This is a genomic window from Streptomyces sp. NPDC101393 (assembly GCF_044767385.1).
In the GTDB taxonomy this organism is placed as follows: domain Bacteria; phylum Actinomycetota; class Actinomycetes; order Streptomycetales; family Streptomycetaceae; genus Streptomyces.
Genome location: NZ_JBIWNU010000002.1, coordinates 584,544 through 599,884 on the forward strand (window position 1 = coordinate 584,544; position 15,341 = coordinate 599,884).

Annotated in this window: 15 protein-coding genes and 1 pseudogene; 9 read left to right on the plus strand and 7 right to left on the minus strand. The window is 73.2% G+C overall.

All coding sequences use genetic code 11. The annotated features are described in order from the left end of the window. Positions 1-3 precede the first annotated feature (3 nt). The 3 genes and pseudogenes from ACIRQ7_RS08220 to ACIRQ7_RS08230 form a co-directional block, all read right to left on the minus strand. Positions 4-210 (minus strand): annotated as a pseudogene (locus ACIRQ7_RS08220) (FAD-dependent monooxygenase); the annotation flags it as partial. 120 nt (positions 211-330) lie between these two features. Then, complete coding sequence (locus ACIRQ7_RS08225) at positions 331-1,320, minus strand: ornithine cyclodeaminase family protein (RefSeq protein WP_404260885.1); 990 nt, start codon at positions 1,318-1,320, stop codon at positions 331-333. A gap of 45 nt (positions 1,321-1,365) precedes the next feature. After that, positions 1,366-2,253, minus strand: a complete 888-nt coding sequence (locus ACIRQ7_RS08230; protein WP_404260887.1) for a hypothetical protein — start codon at positions 2,251-2,253, stop codon at positions 1,366-1,368. A 289-nt stretch (positions 2,254-2,542) separates the two neighbouring features. Here ACIRQ7_RS08230 and ACIRQ7_RS08235 point away from each other — a divergent pair, with 289 nt between their 5' ends. Together ACIRQ7_RS08235 and ACIRQ7_RS08240 are read left to right on the plus strand one after the other, a co-directional pair. Then, positions 2,543-2,836 carry a hypothetical protein gene (locus tag ACIRQ7_RS08235; protein ID WP_404260888.1) on the plus strand — a complete coding sequence of 98 codons (294 nt, stop codon included), beginning with the start codon at positions 2,543-2,545 and terminating at the stop codon, positions 2,834-2,836. 208 nt (positions 2,837-3,044) lie between these two features. Then, the gene (locus ACIRQ7_RS08240) at positions 3,045-4,334 is read left to right on the plus strand and encodes an ATP-binding protein (RefSeq protein WP_404260890.1); all 1,290 of its coding nucleotides are present in this window, start codon (positions 3,045-3,047) and stop codon (positions 4,332-4,334) included. A 145-nt stretch (positions 4,335-4,479) separates the two neighbouring features. Here ACIRQ7_RS08240 and ACIRQ7_RS08245 read toward each other — a convergent pair whose 3' ends face one another. Beyond that, complete coding sequence (locus ACIRQ7_RS08245) at positions 4,480-5,391, minus strand: SDR family oxidoreductase (protein WP_404260891.1); 912 nt, start codon at positions 5,389-5,391, stop codon at positions 4,480-4,482. A gap of 1 nt (position 5,392) precedes the next feature. Further along, on the minus strand, positions 5,393-6,199 hold the full coding sequence (locus ACIRQ7_RS08250) for an SDR family oxidoreductase (RefSeq protein ID WP_404260893.1): 807 nt from the start codon (positions 6,197-6,199) through the stop codon (positions 5,393-5,395). A 79-nt stretch (positions 6,200-6,278) separates the two neighbouring features. Here ACIRQ7_RS08250 and ACIRQ7_RS08255 point away from each other — a divergent pair, with 79 nt between their 5' ends. From ACIRQ7_RS08255 to ACIRQ7_RS08275, 5 genes are all read left to right on the plus strand, one after another. Next, complete coding sequence (locus ACIRQ7_RS08255; protein ID WP_404260895.1) at positions 6,279-7,040, plus strand: enoyl-CoA hydratase family protein; 762 nt, start codon at positions 6,279-6,281, stop codon at positions 7,038-7,040. 14 nt (positions 7,041-7,054) lie between these two features. Further along, positions 7,055-7,915 carry a CoA transferase subunit A gene (locus ACIRQ7_RS08260; RefSeq protein WP_404261344.1) on the plus strand — a complete coding sequence of 287 codons (861 nt, stop codon included), beginning with the start codon at positions 7,055-7,057 and terminating at the stop codon, positions 7,913-7,915. Further along, a complete protein-coding gene (locus ACIRQ7_RS08265) occupies positions 7,912-8,673 on the plus strand; it encodes a CoA-transferase subunit beta (protein ID WP_404260897.1) in 762 nt (253 codons plus the stop codon). Before ACIRQ7_RS08260 ends, ACIRQ7_RS08265 begins: the two co-directional genes overlap by 4 nt. After that, a complete protein-coding gene (locus tag ACIRQ7_RS08270; RefSeq protein ID WP_404260898.1) occupies positions 8,670-9,776 on the plus strand; it encodes an NAD(P)H-dependent flavin oxidoreductase in 1,107 nt (368 codons plus the stop codon). Before ACIRQ7_RS08265 ends, ACIRQ7_RS08270 begins: the two co-directional genes overlap by 4 nt. 99 nt (positions 9,777-9,875) lie before the next feature. Then, positions 9,876-10,790 carry a tyrosine-protein phosphatase gene (locus tag ACIRQ7_RS08275; RefSeq protein WP_404260899.1) on the plus strand — a complete coding sequence of 305 codons (915 nt, stop codon included), beginning with the start codon at positions 9,876-9,878 and terminating at the stop codon, positions 10,788-10,790. A gap of 64 nt (positions 10,791-10,854) precedes the next feature. Here the strand turns inward: ACIRQ7_RS08275 and ACIRQ7_RS08280 are convergent, their stop codons facing one another. Then, positions 10,855-12,012 carry an acetyl-CoA C-acetyltransferase gene (locus ACIRQ7_RS08280; RefSeq protein ID WP_404260901.1) on the minus strand — a complete coding sequence of 386 codons (1,158 nt, stop codon included), beginning with the start codon at positions 12,010-12,012 and terminating at the stop codon, positions 10,855-10,857. A 152-nt stretch (positions 12,013-12,164) separates the two neighbouring features. Beyond that, positions 12,165-12,953 carry an SDR family oxidoreductase gene (locus tag ACIRQ7_RS08285; RefSeq protein WP_404260902.1) on the minus strand — a complete coding sequence of 263 codons (789 nt, stop codon included), beginning with the start codon at positions 12,951-12,953 and terminating at the stop codon, positions 12,165-12,167. Positions 12,954-13,120: 167 nt separating this feature from the next. On the opposite strand from ACIRQ7_RS08285, the gene ACIRQ7_RS08290 reads away from it, so the two are divergent. After that, positions 13,121-14,320: an acyl-CoA dehydrogenase family protein gene (locus ACIRQ7_RS08290; RefSeq protein ID WP_404260904.1), complete on the plus strand. Its 1,200-nt coding sequence runs from the start codon at positions 13,121-13,123 to the stop codon at positions 14,318-14,320. Next, positions 14,320-15,330, plus strand: a complete 1,011-nt coding sequence (locus ACIRQ7_RS08295) for an acyl-CoA dehydrogenase family protein (protein ID WP_404260906.1) — start codon at positions 14,320-14,322, stop codon at positions 15,328-15,330. The genes ACIRQ7_RS08290 and ACIRQ7_RS08295 overlap by 1 nt, the downstream gene beginning before the upstream one ends. Positions 15,331-15,341 lie beyond the last annotated feature (11 nt).

The window sequence follows — 15,341 nt, forward strand, 5'->3', positions numbered from 1 at the left end:
CGGCTCGGCGCCGTCCAGCGCGCCGAGGTTCGCGCCCTCGCCGGCGAACGAGGACATCACGTGCGCCGCGTCACCGAGCAGAGTCACTCGCGCTCCGGGCGTCCGGTCCCAGCGGTGCCCGACCGGGAGCGCGCGCACCAGCCGCAGGATCGGCGCCCCCTCGATGTCGGCGACGAGCGCCCGCAACTGCCCGTCCCAGTCGGCGAAATGGTCCGAACAGGGCGGCCTTCGCCGCCTCGGGCCGACGCAGCATCCCATCGGCGTCTGCGGCCGTGACGTCGCCGGCGGGGGCAAGGCCACCCGCCGGCAGCGTCCGCGGGCGCCTCGGGATCACCCCAGCGAGATCTCCGACCCGACCGACCGTTCGCGGGCCGCGTTGACGACCAGGGCTGCCGCCGCCGCGTCCTGCGCCGCCACCCCCACCGACTTGTAGAGAGTGATCTGGTCCGCCGAGGTGCGTCCCGGTTTGCTGCCGGCGAGGAGTTCGCCCAGCTCCGCGTGGACGTGCTCGGCCGTGATGACGCCGTCGCGGATCGGCGTGAGCAGATCGTTGCTGCCCGCCGGGAAGGGAGCGAGCGCGGCCTGTCGCGTTTCGACGCACACCAAGGCCTCGGCGACCGTGGCGCCGTCGACCTCCCGGCCCTCCGGGTTGAATCCCACCGAGGTGATGTGCACCCCCGGCGTGAGCCAGGACCGCCGGATCACCGGTTCCTGCGCGTGGGTGGTGGCCGCGGCGATGTCCGCGCCGTCGAGCGCCTGCGCGTACCCGGGCACCGCTCGGACACCGACCCCGAGCAGGTCCGCCAGTTCGTCGGCGAGGGCCGCCGCCTTCCCCAGGTCGCGGCCGGCCACCCGGATGTCCGTGATCGGACGGACCCGGCACATGGCCTCCGCGTGGGAGCGGGCCTGCACGCCGGTGCCGAGGACGGCCAATACGGACGCGCCCTCGCGGGCCAGCAGGCGGGCCGACAACGCCGAACCGGCGGCGGTGCGGGCGGCGGTGATCGCCGTCCCGTCCAGCATGGCCGTGGGCTCGCCGGTGTCGGGGTCGAAGACCATGATCAACGCCTGGTGTGTGGGCAGCGGCGTGCCGCTGTTGTGCGGGAACAGCGTGACCAGCTTGCTCATGAGCACCCCGGCCGACGGGACGAAGCCCGGCATCGCCGCGAGGAATCCGTCGCGTTCGGGCACCAGGGCGGCCACCCGGTCCGGTGACGAGGCGCGGCCCGCGCTGAGGTCGGCCATCGCCGGAGCCAGCGCGTCGATCAGCGTTTCCATGTCCAGCAGGTCCTCGACCTGCGAACGCCCGAGAACCAGCATCCGCTCATCCTTCCGTTGGCATGGATCAGGCCCGAAGTGCTGAAACTACCGGTGCCCGCGCGGTGGACGGCCGAGGTATTGCTCGGCGGGGACGGCGATCTGCCCGAGCAGATACAGCATGCGGTCGGCGCGACCGGGCGGGACGAGGGGCCGCGGCTGGCCGGAATGCGGATCGAGATCGCAGCGCCAGTCCAACGCCAGGTGGAAGAGATCGTGGCGGTTGCCGTAACCGGCGGGGAAGGGCCACTCGATGTCCAGGCCGTGCAGGGCATGGCTGAAATCGGCCAGGTCGTCGGCGTGCCATACGAGCATCACGCGTCCCTGGAGCGCCCGGCGGATACGGTCGGCGGCCTCGCGCGGGCCGACGGCGCCCCGGGGCGGGTCGCCGGGGCCGGCAGCGGCCGGATCGAGGGACATGAGGATGTCGAACAGGGGGTTGCCGGCCGCGTCAAGGGCCGTGAGCCGTACCCGGTCACCGTCGTCGTAGTCGAAGTGGACGACGGCCAACCGCTCGTCGGCCAGCAGCCGGCCGGCCTGCTCGACGGCGTTCGCGCGGGCGTCGGCGGCCTGCTTCTGCCGGGCGCGCAGCTTGTCGACATGGGCGCAGGCCGCGCAGAGCAGCCACGCGTCGACGCGGGTGCAGGGGAGTTCGGGGCAGGCTCCGCACTGTTCGCACACCCGGGCCCCGGTGGTACGGCGGGCGGCGGACTGCGCGAGCTCGGCGGCATCGGCCGCGGTGGGGCGGGACTCGCTGACGAGGTAGAGGTCGAAGGTCGCCCGGTGGCCTGAGGCGTCGCGGCCCTCCACGGTGGCGCGCACCGGTCCTCCTGGATCGCGGGGCAGGTCGAGTTCCCGGAGCTGGGTCTGTGTCATGTATCCGGGCGGCACTTCACCCCAGAAGGCGAACCGCGACGGACCACCATCGATGCTCATTCGACTCCCTCTCCTCACGGTCGCCGCCGGCGCCGAATCCGCGGCGGTACCCCATGCTCTCAGGCCCGGGGCCCTGGGCCGACCCGTTGACCTGGGGTGATCTGCCGTGTCTCGGTCGGGACGGGTATCGGATCGTGCGGATGACGTTCTGCGCCAAATGCCGGTATTCCAGGAGGAAATGTGCGAACGTCACGTCGTTCGACGGGCACCTTTGCCGCGCTTGTCCGGCGCGCACCTTTGCCCCGCTCGTCCGACGCTCCCGCCCGACACTCCTGGAGGATCACCAGCAATGCGTTTCCCCACCGCCCTCGCCTCCCTCGCCACCGCGACCGCGATGGCCGCGGCCGCGCTCATGACCGCCGCGCCCGCGCAGGCGGCCGGCCCCACCGCCCCCGCCTGTATCGCGCGTGATGTGATCAAGCAGGACAAAAAGGCCTGGACGACCAACAACTGCGGCAAGCCGATGCACATCCAGCTGGTCATCGACCACGGTCCGGACCGCAAGTGCTGGACGACCAAGCCCGGCGAGCGTCTCGAATGGAGCTGGAAGCTCGGCTCCTACGGCCGTATCGCCCTGTGCTGACCCGCTGAGGCTCCTCCCCTCCGCGCCGCCACCGGCCGGGCGCCCCACGAGGCGGTCGCCCGGTGGCCGCCGGGTGGCCGGTGGCCGCCGGCTTTGGCTACGTACGGAACGTAAGGGTCCGCGCCACGGATTGTGCACGATGGAACAGGCCTGCTCCCGCCCTCTCCTCCTAGCCTCACCGCAACATCACCAACGAGGGGCGGCACCGGTGAACTGGCTGATTCACGACTACCGCGAGACCGATCTCGCCGAGGTGGTCCATCTGATCGACACGACGGCGGAGCTCGGCCAGGAGTCGGTGTTCTCGCTCGCCGAATGCATCAGCGCGCTGACCTCCCGGCAGCCCGCCGTGGTCGCCGTCCATCAGGGCGCCCCCATCGGGGCGGCGCTGGCCTGTGTGGCGGGCGAGCGGGGCTGGGTGATGCGGATCGCGATCTCCGCCGCCTGGCGCGGCCGGGGGCTGGCGAGCGCGCTGCTGGTGGAGCTGGAGCGGCGGCTGATAGCGGCCCGGGTGAGCCGTATCGCGTATGTGCTGCCCGAGGAGGAACTGCTCGGCGAGGGGCTGCTGAACGCGGGCTACACGCGGCAGCCGGCCGTGGCCTACTTCGAGAAGGTCGAACCGCATCACGGACCCTCGGCCGGACTCCTGGAGGAACTGGGCGGCCGCTTCCTCCCGACCGACCTGTGGGCCAAAGTGGCCGGCATGGAGTCGGAGAAGGACCTGATCGAACGGCGGGTGGTGCTGCCGCTGGCGGAGCCGGAGCGGGCGGCCCGGCACGGTGTCCGGCCGCCGCGGGCCATCGCGCTCTTCGGGCCGCCCGGGACCGGGAAGACGACGTTCGCCCGTGGTATCGCCTCCAAGCTGGGCTGGCCGTTCGTCGAGCTGCTGCCCTCCCGGCTGGCCGACGAGGGCAATCTCGCGGCGGCGCTGCGCAGCGCGTTCGCGCGGATCGCGGAGCTGGAGCGGGTGCTGGTCTTCATCGACGAGGTCGAGGAGATCGCGCCGGTGCGCTCCGAGCCCGCACAACCGGGCGGGCTGCACGGCGTGACCAACGAACTGCTCAAGCTCATCCCCGGTTTCCGCGAGCGGGACGAGCGGTTGCTGGTCTGCGCGACCAACTCCATCCGGTCGCTCGATCCGGCGTTCCTGCGTCCCGGCCGGTTCGACTACCTGATCCCGATCGGTACGCCGGACACGGCGGCCCGTTCGGCGATCTGGTCGCGCTATACGGACGGTCGGCCCGAGGTGGACGTGGCCGCGCTGGTCGAGGCGAGCGAGCTGTTCACGCCGGCGGACATCGAACACGCCGCGCGGGTGGCCGCTCAGACGTCCTTCGAGCGGGACCTGGAGACGATCGGCCTCTCTCCGGTCGGCCAGGGGCGGCTCGGGGCGAGCACCGAGGACTATCTCACCGCCATCGCCCGGTGCCGGCCGACCGTCACGCCCTCGATGATCGACGAGTTCGACGCGGACATCACGGCGCACGCCCGCTGCTGAGGGATGTCCGTCGCAGGGCGCTCTCCCCGGGGTCCGTCCGGAGCCGTGCGCGTGCCCGTCTGCCGTGCCGCGGCATGGCGGCGCCCGCCGCGGCAGTAGGGGCGGGCGCCGGTCAACGCCTGTCGCCTCCCCCCACTCCCCCCGCTCACCGCGTCCCGTACACCGGTCGTGGCGGCTCGGCGGCGGCGAGCAGTTCGGTGGCGGCCTGGCCGGCCTCGGCCGGGGTCCAGCGGGCGCCCTTGTCCGCGGTGGGGCCGGGGCGCCAGCCCTCCATGACGGTGATCCGGCCGGCCTCGGCCTCGAAGACCCTCCCGGTGACCCGGTCGCCCGCGGCGGAGGCGAGCCAGACCACCAGGGGGGAGACGTTCTCGGGGGCCATGGCGTCGAAGGTGCCCTCGGCCGGTGCCGCCATCGTCGTGGCGAAGGTCTGCTCGGTCATCCTGGTGCGGGCGGCCGGCGCGAGGGCGTTGACACATACGCCGTAGCGGGCCAACTCGGCGGCGGCGACCAGCGTGAGGCCGATGATCCCGGCCTTGGCGGCCGCGTAGTTGCCCTGGCCGACACTGCCCAGCAGCCCGGCGCCCGAACTGGTGTTGATCACCCGGGCGTCGGGCGTCCGCCCGGCCTTCGCCTCGGCCCGCCAGTGTGCGGCGGCGTGCTTGAGCGGCAGGAAATGACCCTTGAGGTGGACGCGCATGACGGCGTCCCAGTCGTCCTCGTCGAGGGTGACGAGCATCCGGTCGCGCAGGAACCCGGCGTTGTTGACGAGGACGTCGAACCGGCCGAAGGCATCGAGGGCGGTGGCGACGAGCGAGCTCGCGCCGTCGGTGGTGGTGATGTCGCCGGTGTGGGCGACGGCCCGGCCGCCCTGTGCGCGGATCTCGTCAACGACCCGTTGTGCCGGTCCGGTTGAGGAACCTGCCCCATCGGCGGCCACGCCCAGGTCGTTGACCACGACATGCGCCCCCTCGGCGGCGAGGGCGAGGGCATGCGCACGCCCCAGGCCCCGGCCGGCGCCGGTGACGGCGGCGGCCCGCCCACTGCAGATTCCGCTCATGTCAGGTCTCCTTGGTGACTTCGGGCGCGGTGTGGTGGTCGGCGGTGGCGGCGTCGAGGAAGGCGGGGCGCTCGCCACCGCCGTGCACGAGCAGGCTGGCGCCGCTCAGGTACGCGGCGCGGTCGGAGGCGAGGAAGACGCAGGCGTCGCCGATCTCGTCGGGTTCGGCGAGCCGGCCGAGCGGCACGGTGGCGCCGACCGCGGCGACACCGGCCGCGTCCCCGTAGTGGAGGGCGCTGAGTTCGGTGCGGACCATGCCGAGGACGAGGGTGTTGACGCGGACCTTCGGGGCCCATTCGACGGCCATGGAGCGGGCGAGGTTGTCCAGGCCCGCCTTGGCGGCGCCGTAGGCGGCGGTGCCCGGTGAGGGGCGGGTGCCGCTGACGCTGCCCATCATGATCACCGAGCCGCCCGCGGACTGCGCGCGCATCACCTCGTACGCGGCGAGCGAAGCGGTCATCGGCGCGGTGAGGTTGAGGCCGATGACCCGGGCGTGGCGTTCGGCGGGTGACTCCCCCAGCAGGCGGTACGGCGTGCCGCCCGCGTTGTTGACGAGGCAGTCCAGGCGGCCGTGATCCGCCGCGACCTGTGCGATGAACTCCCGTACGGCAGGCGGGTCGCGCAGGTCGAGGGATCGGTGGTGGGCGGTGCGGCCGGCCCCGGTGACGGGGGCGTCGGGCGGTCTGCGGGCGCAGACGACGACCTCGGCGCCCGCCCGGAGCAGAGCGCGGGCGATGCCCGCGCCGACGCCCCTGGTGCCGCCGGTGACGACGGCCACCTGTCCGGTCAGATCGAGAGTCAGGCTCAACTGGCACCTCCCGCGGCGGTCGATCCGCTGCTAACTTCCTACCTAACAAACGCTTGGTGGAAAGGTAGCTGATCTGCTGATGGGTGTCTCCACCTCCGGGCCGGACCACGGCATCGCGGTCGTCACGGTCGACTTCCCCCCGGTCAACGCCCTTCCCGTACAGGGCTGGTACGACCTCGCCGCCTCCGTACGGGCAGCGGGCGCCGATCCCGGCACCCGGTGCGTCGTCCTGACCGCGGCCGGGCGGGGGTTCAACGCGGGCGTGGACATCAAGGAGATGCAGCGCGCCGAGGGCCACGGACCGCTCGTCGGCGCCAACCGCGGCTGCTACGAGGCGTTCGCGGCGGTCTACGACTGCGAGGTACCGGTGATCGCCGCGGTGCACGGCTTCTGCCTCGGCGGCGGGATCGGGCTGGTCGGCAACGCCGACGCCATCGTCGCCGCCGACGACGCGACATTCGGCCTGCCGGAACTCGACCGGGGCGCGCTCGGCGCCGCCACCCATCTGGCCCGGCTCGTCCCGCAGCATCTGATGCGGACGCTCTACTACACCTCGCGCACCGTGACCGCCGAGGAACTCCACCGGCACGGATCGGTCTGGCGGGTGGTACCCCGCAGCCAACTCATGGAGGCCGCAAGGGAATTGGCGACGGAGATCGCCGCCAAGGACGGTGCGCTGATCCGTCTCGCCAAGGCCGCGATCAACGGCATCGACCCCGTCGACGTCCGCCGCAGCTACCGCTTCGAGCAGGGCTTCACCTTCGAGGCGAACCTCAGTGGCGTCGCCGACCGCATCCGTGGCGCCTTCGGCACCGCCATCGCCCGGGAGGAGCAGTCGTGAGCAGGGACAAGAGGATGACGGCCGACGAGGTCGTCGCCGACCTGGAGAGCGGGATGACGCTCGGCATCGGCGGCTGGGGGTCACGGCGCAAACCCATGGCGCTGGTGCGGGCGCTGCTGCGTTCGGACGTCACCGATCTGAGGGTCGTCTCCTACGGCGGCCCGGACGTCGGGCTGCTGGCCGCCGCGGGCCGGATCCGCGAACTGGTCACCGCCTTCGTCACCCTGGACTCCATCCCCCTCGAACCGCACTTCCGGGCGGCCCGGCAGCGCGGCGCCTTCGCGATGACGGAGCTGGACGAGGCGATGTTCATGTGGGGGCTGACCGCGGCCGGACACCGGCTGCCGTTCCTGCCGATCCGGGCGGGCCTCGGCTCCGACGTGATGCGGGTCAACCCCGGCCTGCGGAAGGTCACTTCGCCGTACGAGGACGGTGAGGAGCTCGTCGCCGTCCCGGCGCTGCGGCTGGATGCGGCACTGGTCCATCTCAGCCGGGCCGACCGGCACGGCAACGCGCAGTACCTGGGCCCCGACCCGTACTTCGACGATCTGTTCTGCGAGGCCGCCGACCGGGCCTACGTCTCCTGCGAACGGATCGTGGACAGCGCCGAACTGGCCGCCGGGGGCGGGCCGCAGACGCTGCTGGTCTCCCGCGCGTACACGAACGGCGTGGTCGAGGCACCGGGGGGCGCCCACTTCACCTCGTGCGTGCCCGACTATGACCGCGACGAGGCGTTCCAGCGTGCCTATGTGCGGGCCGCCGGCGACCCCGAGGAGTGGCGGCGGTTCACCGAACGCTTCCTGTCGGGCGACGAGGACGCCTACCGGAAGGCGGCCGCGGAATTCACCCGGGACGACAAGGAGGCGGACCGATGAGTGCCGAGCGAGCGAGCCGGGCCGAGTACTGCGTGGTGGCCTGCGCGGACGCCTGGCGGGGGGACGGGGAGATCCTGGCGAGCCCGATGGGGACGATCCCCGCCATCGGCGCCCGGCTCGCCAAACTGACCTTCTCCCCCGACCTGCTGCTCACGGACGGGGAGGCGCTGCTGATCGGCGACGTCCCGGCGGTGGGGGCGGCGGCCCGGATGACGGAGGGCTGGCTGCCGTACCGCAAGCATCTGGCGATGGCCGCGGGCGGGCGGCGGCACGTGATGATGGGCGCCAGTCAGCTCGACCGCTTCGGCAACCAGAACATCTCCTGCGTCGGCGACTGGGAGCGACCCGACCGGCAGTTGCTGGGGGTGCGCGGCGCGCCCCTCAACACCCTGAACAACCCGACGAGTTACTGGGTGCCCCAGCACTCGAAGCGGGTGTTCGTCGAACGGGTCGACATGGTCTGCGGGGTCGGCAACGACCGGGCCGCGGCGGCCGGGCCATCGGCCACGCGCTTCCACCAGCTCCGCCGGGTCGTCACCGACCTCGCCGTCCTCGATTTCACCGGGGCCGAAGGCGCGATGGCCCTGCGGTCCGTGCACCCGGGGGTGAGCGCCGACCAGGTGCGGGAGGCGACCGGCTTCGCGCTGGCCGCCCCCGAGGAGGTTCCCCGCACCCGGGAGCCGACGCCCCAGGAGCTGCGGCTGATCCGTGAGTCGTTGGATCCGGGCGGACTGCGTGAGCGTGAAGTACGGACATGAGCGAGCCGCGGCCGCGTGCGGACGGGCGGGCCGGGGACGGGCCGGACGGTGGGACGGACTTCCCGACGCGGCTGACGAAGCTGGTCGGTGTGCGGCATCCGCTCGTGCAGACCGGGATGGGCTGGGTGGCCGGACCGCGCCTGGTGTCGGCAGCCGCGAACGCCGGGGCGCTGGGCATTCTCGCCTCGGCGACGATGACGCCCACGCAGCTGCGGACGGCCGTACGGGAGGTCGCCTCCCGTACCGACGCGCCGTTCGGAGTCAATCTGCGGGCCGACGCGCTTGATGCGCGGGAACGGGTGCGCATCATCGTGGACGAGGGGGTCCGCGTCGCGTCGTTCGCGCTGGCCCCGTCCCGGGAGCTGATCGCCGAGCTGAAGGACGCGGGAGTAGTCGTCATCCCGTCCATCGGCGCCCGCCGGCACGCGGAGAAGGTGGCCGCCTGGGGCGCGGACGCGGTCATCGTGCAGGGCGGTGAGGGCGGCGGCCACACCGGGAGCGTCGCCACGACCGTGCTGCTCCCCCAGGTCGTGGACGCGGTCGACATCCCGGTGATCGCCGCCGGCGGCTTCTTCGACGGACGGGGCCTTGTCGCGGCGCTCGCCTACGGCGCCGCCGGGATCGCCATGGGCACCCGCTTCCTGCTGACGTCGGACAGCACCGTGCCGCCCGCCGTACAGGCCCGCTATCTGGAGGCGTCGGTCAAGGACGTCCTCGTGACCATGAAGGTGGACGGGCTGCCGCACCGGATGCTGCACAGCGAGCTCGTCGCGGCGCTGGAGCGCTCCGGGCGGACGGTCGCGCTGCTGCGGGCGGTGCGGCACGCCGCGTCGTTCCGGAAGCTGTCCGGTCTGAGCTGGTCCCGCATGATCCGTGAGGGCCTGGCCATGAAGCACGGCAAGGACCTCGGCTGGGGCCAGATCCTGCTCGCGGCGAATACCCCGATGCTGCTGAAGGCGTCGATGGTCGACGGGCGGACCGACCTCGGGGTGATGGCCTCCGGCCAGGTCGCGGGCCTGATCGACGATCTGCCGTCCTGCGCGGAACTCGTCGACCGCATCATGGCGGAGGCCTCCCGGGCGCGGGCCGCCCTGCCCGGCTGACCAGCGCCCGCACGCCCACCGCGGCGCCCCGGACCGGCGTTCCCCCAGGCCGCCGGTCCGGGAAGCGGCCGTCGCACCCTCCTGACCAGGAGCCGCCTCGTGTCCCTCTCCCGCAGACGTGCCACCGCCCTGATGATCGGCTCCACCCTCCCGCTCGGCGGATGCGCCGCGCCCACCGCACGGACAACGGGCGCCGCCCGAATCTCGCCCGGCGCCGGCAACCACGTCCGCCGCCTCGCGTTGCACGGCGCGGTCAACCTCCGCGACCTGGGCGGCTACCGCACCACCGACGGACGCCAGGTGGTCCACGGCAGACTCTTCCGCTCCGACGCGCTCGGCAAGCTGACCGCGTCCGACGTCGCCGAACTCGCCGGGCTCCGCCTGCGTACCGTGGTCGACCTCCGGACGCGGGCGGAGCGCGAGGCGGAGGGCCCTGACCGGCTGCCGCACGGCCTCGATGCGACCCTGATGCCGGTCGACGACCGGGGGTTGTTCGACGCGATGCAGCGCGCCCTCGCCACGAAGGACCCCGACACACAGCGCGAACGGCTCGGCAGCGGCAGAGCGGAGCTGCGGATGCGGGAGATCTATCCCGGATTCGTCACCCGTGCCGCCAACCGCGCGCGGTTCGCGCGCATCCTCGGCGCCCTCGCGCACGAGCGGTCCCTGCCGCTCCTCTTCCACTGCACCTCGGGCAAGGACCGCACCGGCTGGCTGAGTTATCTGCTGCTGCGGCTGCTCGGCGTGCCGCACGCAACTGCCGAACGGGACTATCTGCTGTCCAACACGATCCGGCGGCGGTCCGACGCGAGGGTGCGTGCCGGGCTCGAAAAGGCCGGGATCATGAGTGATCCGGACCTGCTGATACCGCTCCAGGAGGTCCGCGCGGACTATCTCGCCGCGGGTCTCCACCAGGCGCGCAAGGACTACGGCAGCCTCCGCCGCTACCTCGCCCGCGGACTGGGCGTGGACGCCGGGACCCAGGACCGGATCCGGGACCTGCTGCTGCGCTGAGCGGGCAGCGCTGCCGGGCCGGCCCCCATGGACCGACCCGGCCGCCTCATGGCTGCTACACCCGCTACAACCGCTCGATGATGGTGACGTTGGCCTGGCCGCCGCCCTCGCACATGGTCTGGAGCCCGAACCGGCCGCCGGTGCGCTCCAGCTCGTGCAGCAGCGTCGTCATCAGACGGACACCGGTCGCGCCGAGCGGGTGGCCCAGCGCGATGGCGCCGCCATTGACATTGACCCGCTCGGGATCGGCCCCGGTCTCCTTCAGCCAGGCCAGGACGACGGGCGCGAACGCCTCGTTGATCTCGACCAGGTCGATGTCCCCGATCGACATGCCCGTCTTCTTCAGCGCGTACGCGGTGGCGGGGATCGGCGCGGACAGCATCCGGATCGGGTCCTCACCGCGCACCGAGAGGTGGTGGATCCGGGCGCGCGGGGTCAGGCCGTGCTCGGCCAGCGCCCGCTCGGAGGCGAGAAGCATCGCCGAGGCGCCGTCGGAGACCTGTGAGGAGACCGCGGCGGTCAGCCGGCCGCCGTCGACGAGGGGCTTCAGCCCGGCCATCTTCGCCGCCGAGGTGTCCCGGCGCGGTCCCTCATCGGCGGTGACGTCGCCGTAGGGCACGATCTCGCGGTCGAAGCGCCCCTCATCGGCCGCGTGCACCGCCCGCCGGTGCGAACCGAGCGCGAACTCCTCCATGTCCTGGCGGGAGATGCCCCACTTCTCAGCGATGAGTTCCGCGCCGTGGAACTGGTTGACGGGGCGGTCGCCGTAGCGTGCCTGCCAGCCCGCGGAGCCGGCGTACGGCCCTTCGGTGAGGCCGAGCGGTTCGGCGGCCTGCCGGCTCGCGTAGGCGATCGGTATCTGCGACATGTTCTGCACGCCGCCCGCGACCACCAGGTCCTGGGTGCCGGAGAGCACGCCCTGGGCCGCGAAGTGCACGGCCTGCTGCGAGGAGCCGCACTGGCGGTCGACGGTGACCCCGGGCACCTCCTCGGGCAGGCCGGCGGCCAGCCAGCAGGTACGGGCGATGTCCCCGGCCTGTGGTCCCACGGTGTCCAGGCAGCCGAAGACGACGTCCTCGACGGCCGCCGGATCGGCGCCGCTGCGGGCCATCAGCGCCGTCAGGATGTGCGCGCCGAGGTCGGCGGGGTGCACGGCGGACAGCCCGCCGCCCTTCTTGCCGACCGGGGTGCGGACCGCTTCGACGATGTACGCATCGGACATGGTGGTCTCCGTGAGTGGTCGGGCGGCCCGGGAGGGGCCGGGGTCCGTACTTCCATGTCACCTCCGTGGGGCGATGCCGTCCAGCACGGTCGGCGGATTCCGGGGGGGGCGGTCTCCCGGCCGGATCCGCGATCCGCCGGACGGTGGTGGCGTCATGGGTGCTGGGAGCTGACGGACACCGATTCGCCGGTCATGTACGACGCGTAGTCGCACGCCAGGAAGACGATGACGTTGGCGACCTCCCAGGGCTCGGCGTAGCGGCCGAACGCCTCCCGTTCGGTGAGTTCCGCCAGGAGTTCGGGGGTGGTGACCTTCGCCAGATGCGGGTGCATGGCGAGGCTCGGCGAGACCGCGTTGACGCGTACCCCGTATGCGGCGGCCTCGACGGCGGCGCAGCGGGTCAGGGCCATCACCCCTGCCTTGGCGGCGGCGTAGTGGGCCTGGCCGCGCTGGGCGCGCCAGCCGACGACGGAGGCGTTGTTGACGATCACGCCGCCGTGGCCCGCGTCCTTCATGCGGCGCAGGGCGGCGCGGGTGCAGCGGAAGGTGCCGTTCAGTGTGACGTCGAGGACGGTGCCCCACTGCTCGTCGGTCATCTCGACGAGGTCGGCGGTGCCGCCCAGTCCGGCGTTGTTGACCACGATGTCGAGCCGGCCGTGCCGTTCCTCGGCGTGTTCCAGGAGGGCGTTGACCTGCGCCTCGTCGGTGACGTCGCAGGGCAGGCCGGTGACCTGGTCGGCGCCGAACTCCGCGGCGAGGGACGCGGCGCTCTCCTTCAGCCGCCGTTCGTGGGCGTCACCGAGGACGACGCGGGCGCCCTCCTCCAGGAATCTGCGGGCGGTGGCGCCACCGATCCCGGCGCCGGCGGCGGCGGTGATGACGGCGGTCCGGCCGGCGAGCAGGTCGTGGGCGGGGATGTAAGGGGGCGGTGCGGGGGTCATGTGCGCCTCCTCGGGCTGGCCGGGCAGGTGCTCGGCGCGGTGTGCGCGGCTCCGGTGCGCACGCTCCCGGCGGTTCGCGGGGCCTCGGATGCGGGGCCTCGACGCCGCTCAACGCGTACGTTAATCTACCAAACACTTGTTAGGGAAGATGCTTGTGGGGGTGCCTGATGGATCTGGACTTCACCGGCGACGAGGACGCGTTCCGGGCCGAGGCCCGCGCCTGGCTCGCCGACCACGTCCCCACCACTCCCCTGCCGTCCCTGGAGACCGCGGCGGGATTCGCCGCCCACCGCGCCTGGGAGCGGCGGCTGTCCGCGGACCGCTGGTCGGTCGTCTCGTGGCCCGAGCGGTACGGCGGCCGGGGGGCCTCCCTCCTGCAGTGGCTGATTTTCGAGGAGGAGTACTACGCCGCCGGCGCCCCGGGCCGGGTCAGCCAGAACGGCATCAACCTCCTCGCCCCCACCCTCCTCGAGCACGGCACGGACGAACAGCGCGACCGGATCCTGGGGCCGATGGCACGCGGCGACGTCATCTGGGCGCAGGCCTGGTCCGAGCCGGAGGCGGGCTCGGACCTGGCGTCGCTGCGCTCGACCGCCGTGCGGACCGACGGCGGCTGGCTGCTGAACGGCCAGAAGACCTGGTCGTCCCGGGCCGCCTTCGCCGACCGCGCGTTCGGCCTCTTCCGCAGCGAACCGGACACCCCCCGCCCCCACCAGGGGCTCACGTACCTGATGTTCCCGCTGGACGCGCCGGGCGTCACGGTCCGCCCCATCGGCCGCCTCGACGGCAAACCGGCCTTCGCCGAACTCTTCCTCGACGAGGTCTTCGTACCCGACGCCGACGTCATCGGCGCCCCGGGACAGGGCTGGCGGGTGGCGATGAGCACCGCGGGCAACGAACGAGGGCTGACGCTGCGCAGCCCCGGCCGCTTCACCGCCGCCGCCGGCCGGCTGACCGCCCTCTGGCGCGAGGCCCCCGGGGAGGCGGGCCCGGCGCTGCGCGACCGGGTCGCCGATGCCGTGATCGGCGCCCGCGCCTACCAGTTGTTCGCCTACGCCCATGTCTCCCGGCTCGCCGACGGGCGCACCGCCGGACGTGCGGAGCCGGACGTGCCCGCCGACGCCGCCGCGTCGAGCCTCAACAAGGTCTTCTGGTCCGAGCTGGACATCGCCCTGCACGAGGCCGCGCTCGACCTCCTCGGCCCGTACGGCACGCTCACCGACGACGCCGACGAGGCCGTGGCGCAAGGCAGTTGGGCCGAGGGCTACACCTTCTCCCTGGCCGGGCCGATCTACGCGGGCACCAACGAGATCCAGCGCGACATCATCGCCGAGCGGCTGCTCGGCCTGCCGAAGGGACGCCGGTGATGCGGTTCCTGCTGACCGACGAGCAGCGGGATTTCGCCCGCGCCCTGGACGGCCTGCTCGGTGCCTGCGCGACCCCGGCCGCCGTACGGGCGTGGGCGGGCGGGGACCACGGCCCCGGCCGCGCACTGTGGTCGCGTGCCGCCACGGCGGGCGTGTTCGGGCTCGCGGTGCCGGAGAAACACGGGGGCACGGGGCTGCTGCCGGTCGAACTCGCCGTCGCCTGCACCGAATGGGGGCGGCACGCGGCGCCGGGCCCGCTGGCGGAAACCGTAGCGGTGGCCGCGCTCCTGGAGCGCCTCGGCTCCGATGTCGTGGCCGGGGAGTGGCTGCCGCGGATCGCGGCCGGGGAGGCGGTGGTGAGTCTGTGCGCCCCGTCGGGTACGGCCGAAGGGCCGGACGACGGTGACCCGTTCGCGCTGGACGGGGACGCGGCGGACGCGGTGTTCGTCGTCCGCGGCGACACCCTGCTGCTCGCCGACGGCCACGGCCCCGTTCAGCCCTCCCTCGACCCGGCCCGGCGGCTGTCCCGCCCGCTCGGCGGCACCACGCTCGCCCGGGGCCCGTCAGTGGCGGCGGCCGCCGCGCACGCCGCCGAGGTCGCGCGGCTCGCCACCGCCGCACAATCCCTCGGCCTGGGACGGGCGTTGCTGACGGCGACCGTCGGCCACGTCACCCGGCGCACCCAGTTCGGGGTGGCCATCGGCTCCTTCCAGGCGGTCAAGCACCGGCTGGCCGACACCCTCATCGGCCTGGAGTTCGCGCAACCGCTGGTGCACGCCGCGGCTCTGGCACTGGCGGACGGCGCCCCGTCGGCCGGCCGGGAGATCGCGGCGGCGAAGGTCGCGGCGGGCGAGGCCGGATACGCGGCGGCGCGCACCGCGCTCCAACTGCACGGCGCCCTCGGCTACACCGACGAACCCGACCTCTCGCTGTGGATCCGCAAGGCGCGCCCGCTGCGCGACGCCTGGGGCACACCGGCGGACTGCAGGGCCCGGGTCCTGGACGACTGACCCGGCAGTCC

Coding starts and splice junctions, on each gene's coding strand:
- ACIRQ7_RS08235 (WP_404260888.1), top strand. CDS start 2,543: ATGCGTTTCCCCACCGCCCTCGCCTCCCTCGCCACCGCGACCGCGATG.
- ACIRQ7_RS08295 (WP_404260906.1), top strand. CDS start 14,320: ATGCGGTTCCTGCTGACCGACGAGCAGCGGGATTTCGCCCGCGCCCTG.
- ACIRQ7_RS08245 (WP_404260891.1), bottom strand. CDS start 5,391: ATGAGCGGAATCTGCAGTGGGCGGGCCGCCGCCGTCACCGGCGCCGGC.
- ACIRQ7_RS08270 (WP_404260898.1), top strand. CDS start 8,670: ATGAGCGAGCCGCGGCCGCGTGCGGACGGGCGGGCCGGGGACGGGCCG.
- ACIRQ7_RS08285 (WP_404260902.1), bottom strand. CDS start 12,953: ATGACCCCCGCACCGCCCCCTTACATCCCCGCCCACGACCTGCTCGCC.
- ACIRQ7_RS08255 (WP_404260895.1), top strand. CDS start 6,279: ATGGGTGTCTCCACCTCCGGGCCGGACCACGGCATCGCGGTCGTCACG.
- ACIRQ7_RS08265 (WP_404260897.1), top strand. CDS start 7,912: ATGAGTGCCGAGCGAGCGAGCCGGGCCGAGTACTGCGTGGTGGCCTGC.
- ACIRQ7_RS08260 (WP_404261344.1), top strand. CDS start 7,055: ATGACGGCCGACGAGGTCGTCGCCGACCTGGAGAGCGGGATGACGCTC.
- ACIRQ7_RS08225 (WP_404260885.1), bottom strand. CDS start 1,320: ATGCTGGTTCTCGGGCGTTCGCAGGTCGAGGACCTGCTGGACATGGAA.
- ACIRQ7_RS08230 (WP_404260887.1), bottom strand. CDS start 2,253: ATGAGCATCGATGGTGGTCCGTCGCGGTTCGCCTTCTGGGGTGAAGTG.
- ACIRQ7_RS08290 (WP_404260904.1), top strand. CDS start 13,121: ATGGATCTGGACTTCACCGGCGACGAGGACGCGTTCCGGGCCGAGGCC.
- ACIRQ7_RS08280 (WP_404260901.1), bottom strand. CDS start 12,012: ATGTCCGATGCGTACATCGTCGAAGCGGTCCGCACCCCGGTCGGCAAG.